Below are 19,062 nucleotides of genomic sequence, written 5' to 3' on the forward strand. Positions count from 1 at the left end.
TTGCCGTGTGTGAGTGGCGGGTATCGAACCCACCGCAGGAACACTGGGGCGTCGCTTTCGCTACAAGGGCTCCCTTACATCAGTCGCTTGCGTTCGCTCGAAGGCGCTATACCGAGCGATTCACGGTACTTGGCGACTGTGCGGCGCGCCACTTGAATGCCCTGTGCTTCCAGTAAACCAGCGATCTTGCTGTCGCTCAATGGCTTTTTCGCATTTTCCGCTGCGACCAGTTTTTTGATGATCGCGCGGATCGCGGTCGACGAACATTCGCCGCCTTCGGAGGTGCTGACGTGGCTGGAGAAGAAGTATTTCAGCTCGTAAATGCCACGCGGGGTATGCATGTATTTCTGGGTGGTGACGCGGGAGATGGTCGACTCGTGCATGCCCACCGCCTCGGCGATGTCGTGCAGCACGAGAGGCTTCATTGCTTCGTCCCCGTAGTCGAGGAAACCGCGCTGGTGTTCGACGATCTGCGTGGCAACCTTCATCAGGGTTTCGTTGCGGCTCTGCAGGCTCTTGATGAACCAGCGTGCTTCCTGCAACTGATTGCGCATGAAAGTGTTGTCGGCACTGGAGTCGGCGCGCTTCACGAAGCCGGCGTACTGGGCGTTGACGCGCAGGCGTGGCATGGCTTCCTGATTGAGCTCGACCAGCCAGCGGTCGTTGTGCTTGCGCACGATCACGTCCGGCACCACGTATTCCGGCTCGCTTGATTCGATCTGCGAGCCTGGGCGGGGGTTGAGGCTTTGGATCAGCTCAATGACCGGGCGCAGCTCATCTTCCTTGAGCTTCATGCGGCGCATCAGCTGACTGTAGTCACGGTTGCCGAGCAGATCCAGGTAATCACTGGTCAGGCGCTGTGCTTCCTTGAGCCAGGGGGTGGAGGCAGGCAGCTGGCGCAGTTGCAGGAGCAGGCATTCGCGCAGATCCCGCGCACCGATTCCCGAGGGCTCAAACTGCTGGATGCGGCGCAGCACGGCTTCGACTTCATCCAGCTCGACGTCCAGCTCCGGATCGAAGGAGTCGACGATTTCCTCGAGGGTTTCTTCCAGGTAGCCCTGGTCGTTGATGCAGTCGATGATCGTGACGGCGATCAGGCGGTCCTTGTCGGACATGGGCGCGAGGTTGAGTTGCCAGAGCATGTGGCTCTGCAGGCTCTCACCTGAGGACGTACGGGTAGTGAAGTCCCATTCGTCATCGTCGTTGCTGGGCAGGCTGCTGGCGCTGGTCTGATAGATGTCTTCCCACGCCGTGTCGACCGGCAGCTCGTTAGGAATGCGCTCGCCCCATTCGCCGTCTTCCAGGTTGTCGACGGTTTGTGGGGCTTCCTGGAAGCTCGGCTCCTGAAAGGTTTCTTCCTGAGCAGCAGTCGCGGTGGCGCTTTCGGCGCCATCGGCCATCGGGTCGGAATTGTCGAAGTCTTCGCCTTCTTCCTGACGCTCCAGCATCGGGTTGGATTCCAGCGCTTCCTGGATTTCCTGTTGAAGGTCCAGGGTCGACAGTTGGAGCAGGCGAATGGCTTGTTGCAGCTGCGGTGTCATCGTCAGCTGCTGGCCCATTTTCAGGACTAGCGATGGTTTCATTGCAGACCTTATCCGGCGTCTGTACGTAATCCACGACAGGGCGACGAAGCGCCACTAGGAAGCAAATTATATGCCTGAGTCCGAGCGCTTTGCCTAGGCCCTGTTACCATTTCGTTGCCGCGCTGGTAACGGGCCTTTGCAAAGGATCATGAGGAACTGTCCGCTAGAGGCGGAATTCGTGGCCCAGATAGACTTCCTTGACCACCTGGTTGGCGAGAATCGCCTCTGAATCGCCTTCGGCGATTAGTTGACCATCATTGACGATGTAGGCGGTTTCGCAAATGTCCAGGGTTTCGCGCACGTTGTGATCGGTGATCAGCACGCCAATGCCTTTGGCCTTGAGGTGGTGAATGATCTGCTTGATATCACCGACGGAAATCGGATCCACGCCAGCGAAGGGTTCGTCCAGCAGGATGAATTTTGGCGAGGTGGCCAGGGCGCGAGCGATTTCCACCCGGCGACGTTCACCGCCGGAGAGGCTCATGCCCAGGTTGTCGCGAATGTGGGTGATGTGGAATTCCTGCAGCAGGCCTTCGAGCTCCTGCAACCGTTGCTCGCGGTTCAGGTCCTTGCGGGTTTCCAGGATCGCCATGATGTTGTCGGCGACGCTGAGTTTGCGAAAGATCGAGGCTTCCTGGGGCAGGTAGCCGATCCCTGCGCGCGCGCGGCCGTGCATCGGCTGATGGCTGACGTCCAGATCGTCGATCAGTACGCGGCCCTGATCTGCCTGAACCAGGCCGACGATCATGTAGAAGCAGGTGGTCTTGCCGGCGCCGTTAGGACCGAGCAGACCGACGATCTGGCCGCTGTCGATGCTCAGACTGACGTCGCGCACAACCTGGCGACCCTTGTAGCTCTTGGCCAGGTGCTGGGCTTTCAAAGTTGCCATGGTTATTGGCCCTGCTCGGCAGCCGGGGCTGCCTTTTTCTGCGGCTGAATCACCATGTCGATGCGTGGGCGCGGGCTCGACACGTTGGTGCCGGTGGCGCGACCAGCGTTGACGATCTGACGGCGCGTGTCATAGACGATCTTCTCGCCTTCAAAGGTGTTGCCTTCCTGTACGACCTTGGCCTGGTCGATCAGCACGATGCGCTCATTGGCCGCGAAGTACTGGATGGTCAGGCCGTATGCCTTAACGATCTGCTTGTCGACCGCCGGCTTCTGCTCGTAATAGGCTGGTTTGCCCACCGAGGTGAACACGTTGACATCGCCCTGGGCATTCTGGGTGATGGTCACCGTATCGCCGGTGATCTTCATGGTGCCCTGGGTGATGACCACGTCGCCGCGGTACACCGCGACGCCTTGTTTATCGTCCAGTTCAGCGCTGTCGGCCTGCACGCGGATCGGCTGATCGCGGTCACTCGGCAGAGCCCAGGCGCATGCGCTTCCAAGCGTGGCGCCGAGGCTGAGAAGTAGGGGGAGGGTTTTAACGAACCTCATGCTGGCCTCTTACGTTGGACTGCAGGATCATCCTGCCGTCATTCAAGTACGCTTTCATTCCTTGTGCCGTGGTCACCCCATTGGCCGCGTCGATTCTAACGGCTTGCTGGGTCTGCGCATATTCCTTCTGTGGGAATACGGTCAGGCGGCTGGTGGTGAGTATAGTGGGGCGGCCCTTTTCGTCGGTGCGCTCGACGCGTACCTGATCGATCAGCTCGACCTGGTTGCCGTCAGGGCCGACTTCGCCACGGGCGCTGCGTACCTTCCACGGCAACTCGGTGCCGCGAAACAGGTTCATGCGCGGTTCGGTCAGCAGGGTGGTGTCGGTGCTCTTTACGTGTTCGAGCTTTTCACTGGTCATGTCGTTCTGTACCCGGCCGTCTGGCAGGTACTGAATGCTGCGCGCATTGACCGCATAGAAATCGATCGGGTTTTCCGGCCCCGTGTGTTGCGGGGCGCCGGAAAAGCTGTCCGGGTTGATGTTCCAGTAGCCAGCCGCGACCACCAGCAGGGCGCCGAAGGTCAGCAGAGCGGGAGTGAGGAGTTTGCGCAGCATCGGCAGGCCCTAGAGGTAGGCAGACTGGGCGGCATCGAGCGTGCCCTGTCCGCGCATGATCAGTTCACAGAATTCACGGGCAGCGCCTTCGCCGCCTCGTGCGCTTGTCACGCCGTGGGCATGCTCGCGAACGAATTCGTTGGCGTTGGCCACAGCCATACCCAGGCCGACGCGGCGAATCACTGGCAGGTCCGGCAGATCATCGCCCAGGTAGGCGACCTGCTCGTAGCTCAGGCCCAGTTCGGCGAGCAGCTCGTCGAGTACGTCGAGCTTGTCCTCGCGGCCCTGATACAGGTGCTGGATGCCGAGGTTCTGTGCGCGGCGCTCCACCACCGGGGTCTTGCGGCCGCTGATGATCGCGGTGCGCACGCCGGAGTTGATGAGCATCTTGATGCCCTGGCCATCGAGCGTATTGAAGGTCTTGAATTCGCTGCCGTCGACCAAGAAGTACAGTCTGCCGTCGGTCAGCACGCCATCGACATCGAAGATCGCCAGTTTGATCGCCTGGGTACGTTTCAGTAGGTCGCTCATCACATGACCCCCGCGCGCAGCAGGTCACCGAGGTTGAAGGCGCCGATCGGGCGGTCTTCTCCGTCGACCACGATGAGGGCGCTGATCTTGTTATCCTCCATGATCTTCAGCGCCTCGGCGGCGAGCATCTCGGCCCGGGCGGTCTTGCCGTGGAGGGTCATTACCTCGTCGATGCGCGCGTCACGCACGTCGATGCCCTTATCCAGCGCCCGGCGCAGGTCGCCGTCGGTGAATATCCCTGCCAGCTTTCCATCGTTCTCGAGCACCGCGGTCATGCCTAAGCCCTTTTGGGTCATCTCCAGCAGGGCGTCACGCATGCTGGTACCGCGCTCGACCTGCGGGAGGCTGTCTCCGGCATGCATGATGTTCTCGACCTTGAGCAGCAGGCGGCGGCCCAGAGCTCCGCCAGGATGCGAGAAGGCGAAGTCTTCGGCAGTAAATCCACGGGCTTCGAGCAGGGCGATGGCCAGGGCATCGCCAAGCACCAGTGAGGCAGTCGTGGAAGAGGTCGGTGCCAAGTTAAGCGGGCAGGCTTCCTTGGTTACTCGGGTATCCAGATTAACTTCGGCGGCCTTGGACAGCGGCGACTCGGGGTTGCCGGTCATGCTGATCAGGGTTATGCCCAGGCGCTTGATCAGTGGGAGCAGAGTGACGATTTCCGCGGTGGAACCCGAATTGGAGAGCGCCAGCACCACGTCATCACGGGTGATCATGCCCATGTCGCCGTGGCTGGCTTCGGCCGGGTGTACGAAGAACGCGGTGGTGCCGGTGCTTGCCAGAGTCGCGGCGATCTTGTTGCCGATATGTCCGGACTTGCCCATACCCACCACGACCACGCGGCCCTTGCTGGCCAGAATCAGCTCGCAGGCTTTGACGAAATTGGCGTCGATACGAGGCAACAGCTCTTGCACCGCCTCGATTTCAAGGCGAATGGTGCGTTGTGCGGAATCAATCAGGTCGCGGGTCTGGTTCATGCTCGGCTTGGACTGCTCTGAGAAAAAGACAAGGATTATAGCGGGAAAGCCTTGGCGCCTCATCATTCATACGCAGTCCCTAAATGGCAATGCTGTCACAACCCTGAACACGGATACCGCCTAGCTTTGGCGGGCAAATATGCAAATGCTATAGTCCCCAGCCGTTTTGAGGGGCGCATGGAGTGCCCTTGTCCCGATCCCGGGCGTCTGATTAGGAAGGCAGTACGCAATGGAGTTCCGATGAGCGCGGAAAATCAGTACGCGGTCGAGCTTAAGAACGTAAGTTTTCAGCGCGGCGAGCGACACATCTTCAAGAACGTCGATATCTGTATCCCGCGGGGTAAGGTCACCGGGATCATGGGGCCGTCCGGCTGTGGCAAGACCACGCTGCTGCGTCTCATCGCCGCCGAGCTTCGTCTCAGCGCCGGCGAGATTCGGGTCAATGGCTTGAACCTGCCCGACTTGTCGCGCAGCGAGCTGTTCGACATGCGCAAGCAGATGGGCGTGCTGTTCCAGAGCGGCGCGCTGTTCACAGACCTCGACGTATTCGAGAACGTGGCGTTTCCGCTGCGTGTGCACACCCAGCTGCCTGAAGAAATGATTCGTGACATTGTTCTGATGAAGCTGCAGGCCGTTGGCTTGCGTGGCGCCATCGAGCTGATGCCTGATGAACTCTCCGGTGGCATGAAGCGTCGCGTGGCGCTGGCGCGGGCAATCGCCCTGGATCCGCAGATTCTCATGTATGACGAGCCGTTCGTCGGTCAGGACCCGATCGCTATGGGCGTTTTGGTGCGCTTGATCCGCCTGCTCAACGATGCGCTGGGCATCACCAGCATCGTGGTTTCCCATGACTTGGCCGAGACGGCCAGCATCGCCGACTACATCTACGTGGTAGGTGACAGCCAGGTGCTGGGCCAGGGGACGCCGGCTGAGCTGCGTGACTCGGATAATCCGCGAGTGCGTCAATTCATGCAGGGAACGCCGGATGGCCCGGTTCCCTTCCATTTCCAAGCGCCGAATTACCACGACGATCTACTGGGAGGGCGCTGATGCGCAGGACATCTTCACTCGAACGCGTGCGCCTGTTCGGGCGGGCGGGTATCGATGTGGTCGCCGCGCTGGGGCGTTCGACGATCTTTCTGCTGCGCGCGCTGTTCGGCCGCGGCACCTCGGGTAATGGCCTGCAGCTGTTGATCAAGCAGCTGTATTCGGTGGGCGTGCTGTCGCTGGCGATCATCATCGTCTCGGGTGTGTTCATCGGCATGGTGCTGTCGCTGCAGGGCTTCAGCATTTTGGCCAAGTACGGCTCCGAACAGGCGGTGGGACAGATGGTCGCCTTGACTCTGTTGCGTGAGCTGGGGCCGGTGGTGACCGCGCTGCTGTTCGCCGGGCGTGCCGGTTCGGCGCTAACTGCCGAGATCGGCAACATGAAGTCCACCGAGCAGCTGTCCAGCCTGGCGATGATCGGTGTCGACCCGCTCAAGCACATCGTCGCGCCACGCTTGTGGGCCGGCTTCATTTCCATGCCGCTGCTTGCGATGATTTTCAGCGTGGTCGGCATCTGGGGCGGCGCGATGGTCGCCGTGGACTGGCTGGGCGTTTACGAAGGCTCGTTCTGGGCCAACATGCAAAACAGCGTTTCTTTCCGCGAAGACGTGCTCAACGGTGTGATCAAGAGCATCGTATTCGCCTTTGTGGTGACCTGGATCGCCGTGTTCCAGGGTTACGACTGTGAAGCTACTTCCGAAGGCATCAGCCGTGCGACCACTCGCACCGTGGTGTATGCCTCGCTGGCCGTACTGGGCCTGGACTTCATTCTGACCGCGTTGATGTTTGGAGATTTCTGATGCAAAACCGCACGATGGAAATCGGTGTCGGCATGTTCCTGCTCGCCGGCTTGCTGGCCCTGTTGCTGCTGGCTTTGCGCGTCAGTGGTCTGGCGCCGGGTAGCAGCGTCGATACCTACAAGGTGTACGCGTATTTCGACAACATTGCTGGCTTGACCGTGCGCGCCAAGGTGACCATGGCGGGCGTCAATATCGGTCGCGTCACGGCCATCGATCTGGATCGCGACAGCTACACCGGACGCGTAACGATGGAACTCGACCACGCTGTCGACAATCTTCCGGTGGACTCCACCGCGTCGATCCTGACCGCTGGTCTGCTTGGCGAGAAGTATGTGGGGATCAGCGTCGGTGGCGATGAACAGTTGCTGGCCGATGGAGGAACCATCCACGACACCCAGTCTTCCCTGGTGCTTGAAGACCTGATTGGCAAGTTCCTGCTCAATTCGGTCAACAAGGATCAGCAAAGCCAATGAGGTACCCGATGATGATCAAGACCCTGCGCAACAGCCTTGTCGCTCTGCTGGCCGCTCTGCCTTTGCTGGCCGTGGCCGCGCCTGCTGCCCATGAAGTGGTGCAGAAGACCACCGACACCCTGCTGGCTGACCTGAAAGCCAACAAGGATGAGTACCGCAAGAACCCGGACGCCTTCTACAAGTCGCTCAACGAGATTCTCGGCCCTGTGGTGGATGTCGACGGCGTTGCGCGCAGTGTGATGACCGTGCGTTATTCCCGTGAAGCCACGCCCGAGCAGATGACCCGCTTCCAGGAAAACTTCAAGCGCAGCCTGATGCAGTTCTATGGCAACGCGCTGCTGGAGTATAACAACCAAGATATTCGCGTGATTCCCGCTTCCGGCAAGCAGGACCCGCAACGCACCTCGGTGAACATGGAAATTCGTGACGGCAAGGGCACCGTATACCCGCTGTCGTACACCATGGTCGCGATGGACGGCACCTGGAAGCTGCGTAATGTGGTGATCAACGGCATCAACGTCGGCAAGCTGTTCCGCGACCAGTTCGCCCAGTCGATGCAGAACAATCGCAATGACCTCGACAAGGTCATCGACAGCTGGGCCGACACCGTTGCCAAGGCCCGCCAGGCCCGGGGTACGCAGTGAGTTCGGCAGCCATCATCGAGCAGGCGCCGGGCGTGCTCGCCCTCAGTGGCGTACTCGATTATCAGAGCGGCCCGGCCTTGCGCGAGCAGGGCGGGCGGCTGATTCGCAACCTGCAGGGCCCCGAGTGCGTGATCGATTGCTCGGCGGTGGAGAAATCCAGTAGCGTCGGCCTTTCACTGCTGCTCTGCTACATGCGTGATGCGCGCGCAGCCGGCAAGCAGCTGAGCGTACGCGGGCTGCCTCATGACATGAGTGGCATCGCCAAGGTCTGCGAGTTGCAGCACGTATTGCCGATTCCCGCCTGAGCAGCAATCGGGCACTTGTCTTAGCCTGTGAAGTCGAACTGCAGCGGTAAATCGCCGCTGGCAATTTTTTGGTATGATGCCGGCCCCATGCCTCCAGGCCAATGATCACCGGCTGCCTGGGTACCGGCTCACGCTTTACACAGATGTCGCCTGGCGACTTCCATGCCTATTGAACACGTTGATCGAGGTTGAGCATGCAGGCCCTTGAGGTAAAAAGTTTCTTGGAGACCAAACTGCCGGATGTCCAGGTAGAGGTCGAGGGCGAAGGCTGCAATTTCCAGCTCAACCTGATCAGCGACGAGTTGGCCGGCCTCAGCCCGGTCAAGCGTCAGCAACAGATCTACGCTCACCTCAACCCGTGGATCGCCGATGGCAGCATCCACGCCGTGAGCATGAAATTCTTCAGCCGTGCCGACTGGGCCGCGCGCTCCTGAGACGACGAATTAGCTATGGATAAATTGAGCATTACCGGCGGCGTCCGTCTTGACGGCGAAATCCGCATTTCCGGTGCGAAGAACTCCGCACTGCCGATCCTCGCCGCCACCCTGCTGGGTGACGCGCCGGTGACCATCTGCAACCTGCCGCACCTGCACGACATCACCACGATGATCGAACTGTTCGGCCGCATGGGCATCGAGCCGATCATCGATGAGAAACTCAGCGTCGAAGTCGACGCGCGCACCATGAAGACGCTGGTCGCGCCCTACGAGCTGGTGAAAACCATGCGCGCCTCGATCCTGGTGCTCGGCCCCATGGTCGCGCGTTTCGGTGAGGCCGAGGTGGCGCTGCCGGGTGGTTGCGCCATTGGTTCGCGTCCGGTCGACCTGCACATCCGTGGCCTCGAAGCCATGGGCGCGATCATCGACGTCGAAGGCGGCTATATCAAGGCCAAGGCGCCCGAAGGCGGCCTGCGCGGTGCGCACTTCTTCTTCGACATGGTCAGCGTGACCGGCACCGAGAACATCCTGATGGCCGCTACTCTGGCCAAGGGCCGCACCGTTCTGGAAAACGCCGCGCGCGAACCGGAAGTGGTGGATCTGGCCAACTGCCTGATCGCCATGGGCGCGAAGATTCAGGGCGCTGGCACCGATACCATTACCATCGATGGCGTCGAGCGGCTGCATGGCGCACGTTTCAACGTGATGCCCGACCGTATCGAAACCGGCACCTACCTGGTTGCCGCTGCCGCCACCGGTGGTCGTGTCAAGGTCAAGGACGCCGATCCGAGCACGCTGGAAGCGGTGCTGGCGAAGCTGCAGGAAGCAGGTGCCGAGATCACTACCGGCGCCGACTGGATCGAGCTGGACATGAAGGGCAAGCGTCCTAAGGCCGTGAGCCTGCGTACCGCACCGTACCCGGCTTTCCCGACCGACATGCAGGCGCAGTTCATCGCCCTCAACGCCATTGCCGAAGGCACTGGCACGGTCATCGAAACCATCTTCGAAAACCGCTTCATGCATGTATACGAAATGAGCCGCATGGGCGCGCATATCCAGGTCGAGGGCAACACGGCCATCGTCACCGGCGCGCCGCAGCTCAAGGGCGCTCCGGTAATGGCCACCGACCTGCGCGCGTCGGCGAGCCTGGTCATCGCCGCGCTGGTCGCCCAGGGCGATACGGTGATCGATCGCATCTACCACATCGACCGTGGTTACGAATGCATCGAGGAAAAACTGCAATTGCTGGGGGCGAAGATTCGCCGCGTGCCGGGCTGACAACATGCTGACCATTGCCCTGTCCAAAGGCCGTATTCTCGATGACACCCTGCCGCTGCTCGCGGCGGCAGGCATCGTGCCGACCGAGAATCCGGACAAGAGCCGCAAGCTGATCATCCCAACTACCCAAGACGATGTGCGCCTGCTGATCGTGCGCGCCACCGATGTGCCGACCTACGTCGAGCACGGCGCCGCCGATCTCGGCGTGGCCGGCAAGGACGTGTTGCTCGAGTACGGCGGCCAGGGGCTCTACGAGCCGCTGGACCTGCGTATCGCCCGCTGCAAGCTGATGACCGCCGGTGCCGTAGGCGCGCCCGAGCCAAAGGGCCGCCTGCGTGTGGCCACCAAGTTCGTCAACGTCGCCAAGCGCTACTATGCCGAGCAGGGCCGTCAGGTCGACATCATCAAGCTGTACGGCTCCATGGAGCTGGCGCCGCTGGTAGGCCTGGCCGACAAGATCATCGACGTGGTCGACACCGGCAACACCCTCAAGGCCAACGGCCTGGAAGCCCAGGAGCTGATCGCTCACATCAGCTCGCGGCTGATCGTCAACAAGGCCTCCATGAAAATGCAGCACGGCCGCCTGCAGGCCCTTATCGACACGCTGCGTGAAGCGGTCGAGAGCCATCATCCGCATTGACCTTCTCTCGCGTGGCCTAACAGCCGCGCACTGCCTATCCGTGTCATAGCCAAATTCTCAGGTGCCCGCACGGTGGGCTTGCTACTCTAGCGGCGCCTGAGAATACCGCCATCCAGATGAGGCTTCAGCTATGACCGCTCCAGTTGCCATTCGCCGACTCAACGCTGCCGACGCGGATTTCGCCCAGCATCTGGATCATCTGCTGAGCTGGGAAAGCGTCTCCGACGACGGCGTCAATGGGCGCGTGCTGGACATCATCAAGGCCGTGCGCGAGCGCGGTGACGCCGCCGTGGTCGAGTTCACCCAGCGTTTCGATGCGCTCGACGTGGCCTCGATGACCGACCTGATCCTGCCGCGCGAGCGTCTGGAACTGGCGCTCACCCGCATCACAGCCGAGCAGCGCCAGGCCCTGGAAACTGCAGCCGCGCGGGTGCGCAGTTACCACGAAAAGCAGAAGCAGGATTCCTGGACCTACACCGAGGCCGACGGAACGGTGCTGGGGCAGAAGGTCACGCCGCTCGATCGTGCCGGCCTGTACGTGCCTGGCGGCAAGGCTTCGTACCCATCCTCGGTATTGATGAACGCCATTCCCGCCAAGGTCGCCGGCGTGCCTGAGGTGGTCATGGTGGTTCCGACGCCGCGTGGTGAGATCAACGAGATCGTATTGGCCGCCGCCGCCATTGCCGGCGTCGACCGGGTGTTCACCATCGGTGGTGCCCAGGCTGTCGCCGCGCTGGCCTACGGCACCGAGAGCGTGCCGCCGGTGGACAAGATCGTCGGCCCGGGCAACATCTATGTGGCCACCGCCAAGCGTCACGTGTTCGGCAAGGTCGGCATCGACATGATCGCCGGGCCGTCGGAAATCCTCGTGGTCTGCGACGGCCAGACCGACCCGGACTGGATCGCCATGGACCTGTTTTCCCAGGCCGAGCACGACGAGGATGCGCAGGCGATTCTGGTCAGCCCGGACGCCGCCTTCCTCGACAAGGTCGCCGCAAGCATCGCCAAGCTGCTGCCGAGCCTGGAGCGCGAGACCATTGCCCGCACCTCCATCGAAGGCCGCGGCGCGCTGATTCTGGTCGAAGACATGGCCCAGGCCATCGAAGTGGCCAACCGCATCGCCCCCGAGCATCTGGAGCTGTCGGTGGAGAACCCGGAGCAGTACCTGCCGCAGATTCGCCATGCTGGCGCGATCTTCATGGGCCGCTACACCGCCGAGGCGCTGGGCGATTACTGCGCTGGCCCCAACCACGTATTGCCGACCTCGGGCACCGCGCGCTTCTCCTCTCCACTGGGCGTATACGACTTCCAGAAGCGCTCGTCGATCATTCATTGCTCGGCCGCCGCTGCCTCCGAGCTTGGCAAGGTCGCCTCGGTGCTGGCCCGCGGCGAGTCGCTGACCGCCCACGCGCGCAGCGCCGAATATCGCATCAAGAATTGACAGCCGGCGCGGGTATCCGCGCCACGATCACCATCGAATTCGAGGAGAGAAGGGCAGATGAGCAAATTCTGGAGCCCCTTCGTCAAGAGCCTGGTGCCCTATGTGCCAGGTGAACAGCCGAAGCTGACCAAGCTGGTCAAGCTCAACACCAACGAGAACCCTTACGGTCCGTCGCCAAAGGCGATCGCCGCCATGCAGGCGGAGCTCAACGACGACCTGCGCCTGTATCCCGACCCTAATGGCGATAGCCTCAAGCAGGCGGTCGCTACTTATTACGGTGTGCCGACCAGCCAGGTATTCGTCGGTAACGGCTCGGACGAAGTACTGGCCCATGCCTTCCACGGCCTGTTCCAGCACGGCAAGCCGCTGCTGTTCCCGGATATCAGCTACAGCTTTTATCCAGTCTACTGCGGGCTGTACGGCATCCAGGCCGAGCCGATCGCTCTGGACGAGCAATTCCAGATTCGCGTCGAGGACTATGCGCGGCCCAACGGCGGCATCATCTTCCCCAATCCCAATGCGCCGACCGGCTGCCTGCTGGCGCTTGAGGCGGTGGAGCGTCTGCTGCAGGCCAACCCTGACAGCGTGGTGCTGGTGGACGAGGCCTATATCGACTTCGGCGGTGAGTCGGCAATCAGCCTGGTGAGCAAGTACCCCAACCTGCTGGTCACCCAGACGTTGTCCAAGTCGCGCTCGTTGGCCGGTTTGCGCGTCGGCTTGGCGGTTGGGCACGAGGATCTGATCGAGGCGTTGGAGCGAATCAAGAACAGCTTCAACTCCTACCCGCTGGATCGCATCGCCATCGCTGGCGCCGCGGCCGCGTTCGAGGATCGTGCCTATTTCGAGCAGACCTGCGCTGCGGTGATCGAAAGTCGCGAGCAGGTCGTTGCCGGTTTGCAGGCTCTGGGCTTCGAGGTGCTGCCTTCGGCCGCCAACTTCATCTTCGCCCGCCATCCACAGCGTGACGCGGCCGGTATCGCCGCCTCGCTGCGTGAACAGGGCGTTATCGTGCGCCACTTCAAGCAGGAGCGTATCGCCCAGTTCCTGCGCATCAGCATCGGCTCGCCGGAGCAGAACCAGGCGCTGCTCGATGCACTCGCCGCGCTCTGATCGATAACCTCAAAGAAAAAAGCCAGGGCACAGGCCCTGGCTTTTTCGTATCCGCGACAGCTTTAGGTATCAGTTGCTGGTGGCCACCGGCGGGCGGATGCCGACCTCGGCCTTGAGCTCCAGCGGCTTGCCGTTGCGCATCACTTCGATGCGGATAGTCTCGCCGGGCTTGGCGCGAGCCACCTGGTTCATCGAACGGCGGGCGTCGCCGGCTGGTTCGCCGTCGATCTTGAGGATCAGATCGTTTGGCTGCAGGCCAGCCTTCTGCGCCGGGCCGTTGCGGTAGATGCCGGCGACAATGATGCCCTTGCGGCCTTCCAGGCCAAAGGATTCGGCCAGCTCCGGGGTCAGCGGCTGCACTTCCAGGCCCAGCCAGCCGCGAATCACCTTGCCGTGCTCGATGATCGCCTGCATGACATCCATCGCTAGCTTCACCGGGATGGCGAAGCCGATGCCCTGAGAGCCGCCGGACTTGGAGAAGATCGCCGTGTTGATGCCCACCAGGTTGCCGTAGGCGTCGACCAGGGCGCCGCCGGAATTGCCTGGGTTGATCGCCGCGTCGGTCTGGATGAAGTCTTCGTAGGTGTTGAGGCCCAGCTGGTTGCGGCCGGTGGCGCTGATGATGCCCATGGTCACGGTCTGGCCGACGCCGAAGGGGTTGCCGATGGCCAGGGTGACGTCGCCGATGCGGATGTTGTCGGAGCGGCCGAGGGTGATGGCCGGTAGATCCTTGAGGTCGATCTTCAGTACCGCCAGATCGGTCTCCGGGTCACTGCCGATCACTCGAGCCAGAGTCTCGCGGCCATCCTTGAGGGCCACCACGATCTGGTCGGCGTTGGCGGTCACGTGGTTGTTGGTCAGTAGGTAGCCTTCCGGACTCATGATCACCGCCGAGCCGAGGCTGGATTCCATGCGGCGCTGGCCGGGCAGGTTCTCGCCATAGAACTTGCGGAACTGCGGGTCATCGAGCAGCGGGTGGTTGGATTTGCCCACGTACTTGGTGGTGTACAGGTTGGCCACCGCGGGCGAGGCGACACTGACGGCGGTGGCGTAGGAGGCAGGGCCCTCCTCGAAGCGCGTGTAGATCGGCGCCTGACGCAGCTGTACGTCATGCATGGGCAAACCGACCAGCTGCGGGTACTGCTGCATGATCAGCAGCGACACCAGAACGCCAACCAGTAGTGGCCAGCCGAAGAAACGCAGGGCCTTGAGCATCGATCCAGTCCTGAGGGTTGCGAGGCCCCTAGCGGGCCCTTAAGGTGCGCCATTATAGAGAACCGTGCCAAGAAAGCAGCGGTTCGCAACCGTTCGTGAGGAATTCTGTATGGCCATTGCCCTGACCACTCTGGTAGAGGAAGCCGAACGCTACCTTGGCGCCTCGCGCATCAGCGATTACTGCCCCAATGGCCTGCAGGTCGAGGGGCGGCCGCAGGTGCAGCGCATCGTCAGCGGCGTGACCGCCAGCCTGGCGATGATCGAGGCTGCCGTCGAAGCGCGCGCCGATGTGCTGCTGGTGCACCACGGGTACTTCTGGAAGGGTGAGAATCCCTGCCTCACCGGCATGAAGCAACGCCGTCTGAAAACCCTGCTGGCCAACGACATCAGCCTGCTGGCTTATCACCTGCCGCTGGACGTGCACCCGGAAGTCGGCAACAACGTGCAGCTGGCGCGGCAGCTCGATATCACCGTAGAGGGGCCGCTGGAGCCCGACAATCCTCGCACCGTTGGCCTGGTCGGCTCGCTGACGCAGCCAATGAGCGCCCGCGACTTCGCTCGCCGTGTGCACGAAGTGCTGGGCCGCGAACCACTGCTGGTGGAGGAAGACCGAATGGTCAGCCGTATCGGCTGGTGTACCGGCGGCGGCCAGGGCTATATCGACCAGGCCATCGCTGCTGGCGTCGATCTGTACCTCACCGGGGAAGCCTCCGAGCAGACCTACCACAGCGCCCGGGAAAACGGCGTCAGCTTCATCGCTGCTGGCCATCATGCTACCGAGCGCTACGGCGTGCAGGCGCTGGGCGAATACCTGAGCCGACGCTTCGCCATCGAGCACCTGTTTATCGATTGCCCGAATCCGATTTGAGCGCCAGACGTCCAAATTCCCGGGCATAAAGCTAGAGCGTTTCGATCTAAGCGGCGCCCTGATTAGAAGTAGGCGCTGTGCTAGAGTGCGCCCTCATCCAAGGCCCGTTTGGCCTGAATAAATACCGTGACCTCGTGAGTAGCCATGCTCGACAAACTGACGCACTTGAAACAGCTCGAGGCGGAAAGTATCCACATCATTCGTGAAGTGGCCGCCGAATTCGACAACCCGGTGATGCTCTATTCCATCGGCAAGGATTCCGCCGTGATGCTGCATCTGGCGCGCAAGGCGTTCTTTCCCGGCAAGCTGCCGTTTCCGGTGATGCACGTCGACACGCGCTGGAAATTCCAGGAGATGTATCGCTTCCGCGACAAGATGGTCAGCGAGATGGGCCTGGACCTGATCACCCACATCAATCCCGACGGTGTGGCGCAGGACATGAACCCCTTCACCTACGGCAGTGCCAAGCATACCGATGTGATGAAGACCGAAGGCCTCAAGCAGGCGCTGGACAAGTACGGCTTCGATGCCGCCTTCGGTGGCGCGCGCCGCGACGAAGAGAAGTCCCGTGCCAAGGAGCGTGTCTACTCGTTCCGCGACAGCAAGCACCGCTGGGACCCGAAGAACCAGCGTCCCGAGCTGTGGAACGTGTATAACGGCAACGTCAAGAAGGGCGAGTCGATCCGCGTGTTCCCGCTCTCCAACTGGACCGAGCTGGATATCTGGCAGTACATCTATCTGGAACAGATCCCGATCGTGCCGCTGTACTTCGCCGCCGAGCGTGAAGTGATCGAGAAGAACGGCACGCTGATCATGATCGATGACGAGCGTATCCTCGAGCACCTGAGCGACGAGGAGAAGGCACGTATCCAGAAGAAGAAGGTGCGTTTCCGCACCCTGGGCTGCTACCCGCTGACCGGCGCGGTGGAGTCCGAGGCCGAAAGCCTGACCGACATCATCCAGGAAATGCTCCTGACCCGGACTTCCGAACGCCAGGGCCGCGTGATCGATCATGACGCCGCCGGCTCGATGGAAGAAAAGAAACGTCAGGGCTATTTCTGAGGATCACGCACCATGAGTCACCAATCCGATTTGATCAGCCAGGACATTCACGCCTACCTGGCTCAGCACGAGCGCAAGGAACTGCTGCGCTTCCTCACCTGCGGTAACGTCGATGACGGCAAGAGCACCCTGATCGGGCGCCTGCTGCACGACTCCAAGATGATCTACGAAGATCACCTGGAAGCCATCACCCGCGATTCGAAGAAGAGCGGCACCACTGGTGAGGAGGTCGACCTGGCGCTGCTGGTCGACGGCCTGCAGGCCGAGCGCGAGCAGGGCATCACCATCGATGTCGCCTACCGCTATTTCTCAACCGCCAAGCGCAAGTTCATCATCGCCGACACCCCCGGCCATGAGCAGTACACGCGCAACATGGCCACCGGCGCTTCGACCTGCGACCTGGCCATCATCCTGATCGACGCCCGTTACGGCGTGCAGACCCAGACCAAACGGCACAGCTTTATCGCGTCCTTGCTGGGCATCAAGCACATCGTCGTCGCCGTCAACAAGATGGACCTCAAGGACTTCGACCAGGGCGTGTTCGAGCAGATCAAGGCCGATTACCTGGCCTTTGCCGAGAAGATCGACCTGCGCCCGACCACCTTGGAGTTTGTACCCATGTCGGCGCTCAAGGGCGACAACGTGGTCAACAAGTCCGAGCGCTCGCCCTGGTACACCGGTCAGTCGCTGATGGAAATCCTCGAGAGCGTGGAAGTGGCGGGCGATCGCAACTTCGACGACCTGCGCTTCCCGGTGCAGTACGTCAACCGCCCGAACCTCAATTTCCGCGGTTTCGCCGGCACCCTGGCCAGCGGCATCGTGCGCAAGGGCGATGAAGTCATCGCGCTGCCGTCGGGCAAGGGCAGCAAGGTCAAGTCCATCGTCACCTATGAAGGTGAGCTGGAGCAGGCCGGCCCGGGCCAGGCCATCACCCTGACCCTGGAAGACGAAATCGACGTGTCGCGCGGCGACATGCTGGTGCACGCCGACAACCGTCCGCAGGTGACCGACAGCTTTGACGCCATGCTGGTGTGGATGGCCGAAGAGCCGATGCTGCCGGGCAAGAAATACGACATCAAGCGTGCTACCAGCTATGTGCCGGGCTCGATCGCCAGCATCACCCACCGGGTCGACGTGAACACTCTGGAGCAGGGGGCGGCGAGCAGCCTGCAGCTCAACGAGATCGGCAAGGTCAAGGTCGCGCTGGATGCGCCCATCGCCCTGGACGGCTACGAGCATAACCGCACCACCGGTGCGTTCATCGTCATCGACCGCCTGACCAACGGCACTGTGGGCGCCGGCATGATCATCGCCGATGCCAGCAACGGTGCGCACCATGCCGACAGCGGCCACGTTTCCACCAGCGAGCGTGCTGCGCGACTCGGTCAGCAGCCGGCCACCGTGCTGTTCAGCGGCCTGTCCGGCGCCGGCAAGAGCACACTGGCTTATGCCGTGGAGCGCAAGCTGTTCGACATGGGGCGTGCGGTGTACGTGCTCGACGGCCAGAATCTGCGCCATGACCTGAACAAGGGACTGCCGCAGGATCGTGCCGGCCGTGCCGAGAACTGGCGTCGTGCCGCCCATGTGGCGCGTCAGTTCAACGAAGCAGGGCTGATTGCTCTCGCTGCGTTCGTGGCGCCGGATGCCGAAGGCCGCGAGCAGGCCAGGGCGCTGATCGGCGCCGAGCGACTGGTCACCGTCTACGTGCAGGCTTCGCCGCAGGTGTGCGCCGAGCGCGATCCGCAGGGGCTGTACGCGGCCGGTGGCGACAACATCCCGGGCGAGTCCTTCCCGTATGATGTACCGCTCAATGCCGACCTGGTCATCGACACCCAAAGCGTGTCGGTGGAGGACGGCGTCAAGCAGGTGCTAGCCGTACTGCGTGCCCGCGGCGCCATCTAAAACCTGCTTATGGTCAGCTGCGCTTCGGCGCAGCTGCGTTAGAAGCAGGTTTTGCTGAAATTAAAAATGCCCGCTCTCTCACGAGGCGGGCATTTTTAATTTCAGCGTCAGCAATCAGATGCCGTGACCACGGGCGCGCTCACGCTCGTTGATCTCCATCTGTTCGCAGGTCAGGAAGCCTTTGCTTTCCACGCGCTCAGCCGAGTTGAACGCGACGTAGTAGGGCTGCTGCTTGCCATCCTTGTTGAGGATGTAGTTGTTGCAGGTGCCCGGCACGACGGTGCGGTTGATTTCCGTGGAAGGTGGGCCGCCCAGTTCGAGAACGGTGGACTTGCTCATGTCCTTCTCGACCTGCTTGACCAGCGGTTCGTTACGGAAGGTGAAGTGGTCGACCGGATTTTCCGGCTTGCCGGCACAACCGGTCAGAACGACCAGTACGCAGGCGGCACCCAGGCTTTGCTTGAACATGGTTAATTTCCCTTGTGATGAACCAGACCATTTTTCTGAGCCTGGGCCAGGGAATTAAGTTCGGCTTAAATCAGGTGCCTTTCGCACAGGCCTTGCGGTGGGCGCCTCACTGCTCGGTCCGCATCTGCATCTGGCTGCTGTCCACGGCTTCACCGAGGATCGGCGACGGGTTGCGGCTTGGCAGGGCCATCACTTGGGTGCTGAGCAGGCTCAGCAGCAGGGTAATTGTCAGGGCTTTCATGGTGTACCTCGTTTCGCATTCGGTGTTTCACGGAACCATGCTAGGGG

General features: G+C 61.7%; 22 protein-coding genes. 13 read left to right on the plus strand and 9 right to left on the minus strand.

The genetic code is table 11. From position 1 onward, the window contains the following. Nucleotides 1-74: 74 nt before the first annotated feature. From PVA39_RS04615 to PVA39_RS04640, 6 genes are all read right to left on the minus strand, one after another. Nucleotides 75-1,583 carry an RNA polymerase factor sigma-54 gene (locus PVA39_RS04615; protein WP_147174809.1) on the minus strand — a complete coding sequence of 503 codons (1,509 nt, stop codon included), beginning with the start codon at nt 1,581-1,583 and terminating at the stop codon, nt 75-77. 163 nt (nt 1,584-1,746) lie between these two features. Beyond that, entirely contained in the window at nt 1,747-2,472 is a 726-nt protein-coding gene (gene lptB, locus PVA39_RS04620; RefSeq protein ID WP_093504209.1) for an LPS export ABC transporter ATP-binding protein, read from the minus strand. 2 nt (nt 2,473-2,474) lie between these two features. Continuing rightward, a complete protein-coding gene (gene lptA, locus PVA39_RS04625) occupies nt 2,475-3,023 on the minus strand; it encodes a lipopolysaccharide transport periplasmic protein LptA (protein ID WP_274123021.1) in 549 nt (182 codons plus the stop codon). After that, nucleotides 3,010-3,579: an LPS export ABC transporter periplasmic protein LptC gene (lptC, locus tag PVA39_RS04630; protein ID WP_274123022.1), complete on the minus strand. Its 570-nt coding sequence runs from the start codon at nt 3,577-3,579 to the stop codon at nt 3,010-3,012. The genes lptA and lptC overlap by 14 nt, the downstream gene beginning before the upstream one ends. 9 nt (nt 3,580-3,588) lie before the next feature. Next, nucleotides 3,589-4,110: a KdsC family phosphatase gene (locus PVA39_RS04635; protein ID WP_274123023.1), complete on the minus strand. Its 522-nt coding sequence runs from the start codon at nt 4,108-4,110 to the stop codon at nt 3,589-3,591. After that, nucleotides 4,110-5,084: a KpsF/GutQ family sugar-phosphate isomerase gene (locus PVA39_RS04640; RefSeq protein ID WP_274123024.1), complete on the minus strand. Its 975-nt coding sequence runs from the start codon at nt 5,082-5,084 to the stop codon at nt 4,110-4,112. The genes PVA39_RS04635 and PVA39_RS04640 overlap by 1 nt, the downstream gene beginning before the upstream one ends. Before the next feature lie 240 nt (nt 5,085-5,324). Between PVA39_RS04640 and PVA39_RS04645 the strand changes: the two genes are divergently transcribed. From PVA39_RS04645 to hisC, 10 genes are all read left to right on the plus strand, one after another. Continuing rightward, the gene (locus PVA39_RS04645) at nt 5,325-6,134 is read left to right on the plus strand and encodes an ATP-binding cassette domain-containing protein (protein ID WP_274123025.1); all 810 of its coding nucleotides are present in this window, start codon (nt 5,325-5,327) and stop codon (nt 6,132-6,134) included. Beyond that, nucleotides 6,134-6,931, plus strand: coding sequence for a lipid asymmetry maintenance ABC transporter permease subunit MlaE (gene mlaE, locus PVA39_RS04650; protein ID WP_013792752.1), 798 nt, complete (start codon nt 6,134-6,136; stop codon nt 6,929-6,931). The genes PVA39_RS04645 and mlaE overlap by 1 nt, the downstream gene beginning before the upstream one ends. Beyond that, nucleotides 6,931-7,404 carry an outer membrane lipid asymmetry maintenance protein MlaD gene (gene mlaD / locus PVA39_RS04655; protein ID WP_093504203.1) on the plus strand — a complete coding sequence of 158 codons (474 nt, stop codon included), beginning with the start codon at nt 6,931-6,933 and terminating at the stop codon, nt 7,402-7,404. Before mlaE ends, mlaD begins: the two co-directional genes overlap by 1 nt. Before the next feature lie 11 nt (nt 7,405-7,415). Then, nucleotides 7,416-8,048 carry an MlaC/ttg2D family ABC transporter substrate-binding protein gene (locus PVA39_RS04660; RefSeq protein WP_274123419.1) on the plus strand — a complete coding sequence of 211 codons (633 nt, stop codon included), beginning with the start codon at nt 7,416-7,418 and terminating at the stop codon, nt 8,046-8,048. Beyond that, a complete protein-coding gene (locus PVA39_RS04665) occupies nt 8,045-8,353 on the plus strand; it encodes an STAS domain-containing protein (RefSeq protein ID WP_274123026.1) in 309 nt (102 codons plus the stop codon). The genes PVA39_RS04660 and PVA39_RS04665 overlap by 4 nt, the downstream gene beginning before the upstream one ends. Before the next feature lie 194 nt (nt 8,354-8,547). Further along, nucleotides 8,548-8,787 (plus strand): BolA family protein, encoded by a 240-nt coding sequence (locus PVA39_RS04670; protein WP_013792748.1) that lies wholly within the window; start codon nt 8,548-8,550, stop codon nt 8,785-8,787. Nucleotides 8,788-8,802: 15 nt separating this feature from the next. Continuing rightward, nucleotides 8,803-10,068: a UDP-N-acetylglucosamine 1-carboxyvinyltransferase gene (gene murA, locus PVA39_RS04675; protein WP_027903674.1), complete on the plus strand. Its 1,266-nt coding sequence runs from the start codon at nt 8,803-8,805 to the stop codon at nt 10,066-10,068. A gap of 4 nt (nt 10,069-10,072) precedes the next feature. Further along, entirely contained in the window at nt 10,073-10,708 is a 636-nt protein-coding gene (gene hisG / locus PVA39_RS04680) for an ATP phosphoribosyltransferase (RefSeq protein ID WP_013792746.1), read from the plus strand. 130 nt (nt 10,709-10,838) lie between these two features. Further along, a complete protein-coding gene (hisD, locus tag PVA39_RS04685) occupies nt 10,839-12,149 on the plus strand; it encodes a histidinol dehydrogenase (RefSeq protein ID WP_274123027.1) in 1,311 nt (436 codons plus the stop codon). 57 nt (nt 12,150-12,206) lie between these two features. Further along, on the plus strand, nt 12,207-13,259 hold the full coding sequence (gene hisC, locus PVA39_RS04690; RefSeq protein WP_274123028.1) for a histidinol-phosphate transaminase: 1,053 nt from the start codon (nt 12,207-12,209) through the stop codon (nt 13,257-13,259). Between the two features lie 69 nt (nt 13,260-13,328). Here hisC and algW read toward each other — a convergent pair whose 3' ends face one another. Continuing rightward, nucleotides 13,329-14,474: a Do family serine endopeptidase AlgW gene (gene algW, locus PVA39_RS04695; protein ID WP_093504197.1), complete on the minus strand. Its 1,146-nt coding sequence runs from the start codon at nt 14,472-14,474 to the stop codon at nt 13,329-13,331. Nucleotides 14,475-14,583: 109 nt separating this feature from the next. Here algW and PVA39_RS04700 point away from each other — a divergent pair, with 109 nt between their 5' ends. The 3 genes from PVA39_RS04700 to cysN all read left to right on the plus strand — a co-directional run bounded on the left by PVA39_RS04700 (nt 14,584) and on the right by cysN (nt 18,306). Further along, nucleotides 14,584-15,342, plus strand: coding sequence for a Nif3-like dinuclear metal center hexameric protein (locus PVA39_RS04700; protein WP_274123029.1), 759 nt, complete (start codon nt 14,584-14,586; stop codon nt 15,340-15,342). 144 nt (nt 15,343-15,486) lie between these two features. After that, entirely contained in the window at nt 15,487-16,404 is a 918-nt protein-coding gene (cysD, locus tag PVA39_RS04705) for a sulfate adenylyltransferase subunit CysD (RefSeq protein ID WP_074881383.1), read from the plus strand. A 12-nt stretch (nt 16,405-16,416) separates the two neighbouring features. Then, entirely contained in the window at nt 16,417-18,306 is a 1,890-nt protein-coding gene (gene cysN, locus PVA39_RS04710; RefSeq protein ID WP_274123030.1) for a sulfate adenylyltransferase subunit CysN, read from the plus strand. A 114-nt stretch (nt 18,307-18,420) separates the two neighbouring features. Here cysN and osmE read toward each other — a convergent pair whose 3' ends face one another. Next, complete coding sequence (osmE, locus tag PVA39_RS04715) at nt 18,421-18,774, minus strand: osmotically-inducible lipoprotein OsmE (RefSeq protein WP_274123032.1); 354 nt, start codon at nt 18,772-18,774, stop codon at nt 18,421-18,423. 106 nt (nt 18,775-18,880) lie between these two features. Beyond that, nucleotides 18,881-19,015 carry a hypothetical protein gene (locus tag PVA39_RS04720; protein WP_274123033.1) on the minus strand — a complete coding sequence of 45 codons (135 nt, stop codon included), beginning with the start codon at nt 19,013-19,015 and terminating at the stop codon, nt 18,881-18,883. Nucleotides 19,016-19,062: the final 47 nt, after the last annotated feature.

This window comes from Pseudomonas sp. CNPSo 3701 (genome assembly GCF_028674975.1).
GTDB lineage: Bacteria > Pseudomonadota > Gammaproteobacteria > Pseudomonadales > Pseudomonadaceae > Aquipseudomonas > Aquipseudomonas straminea.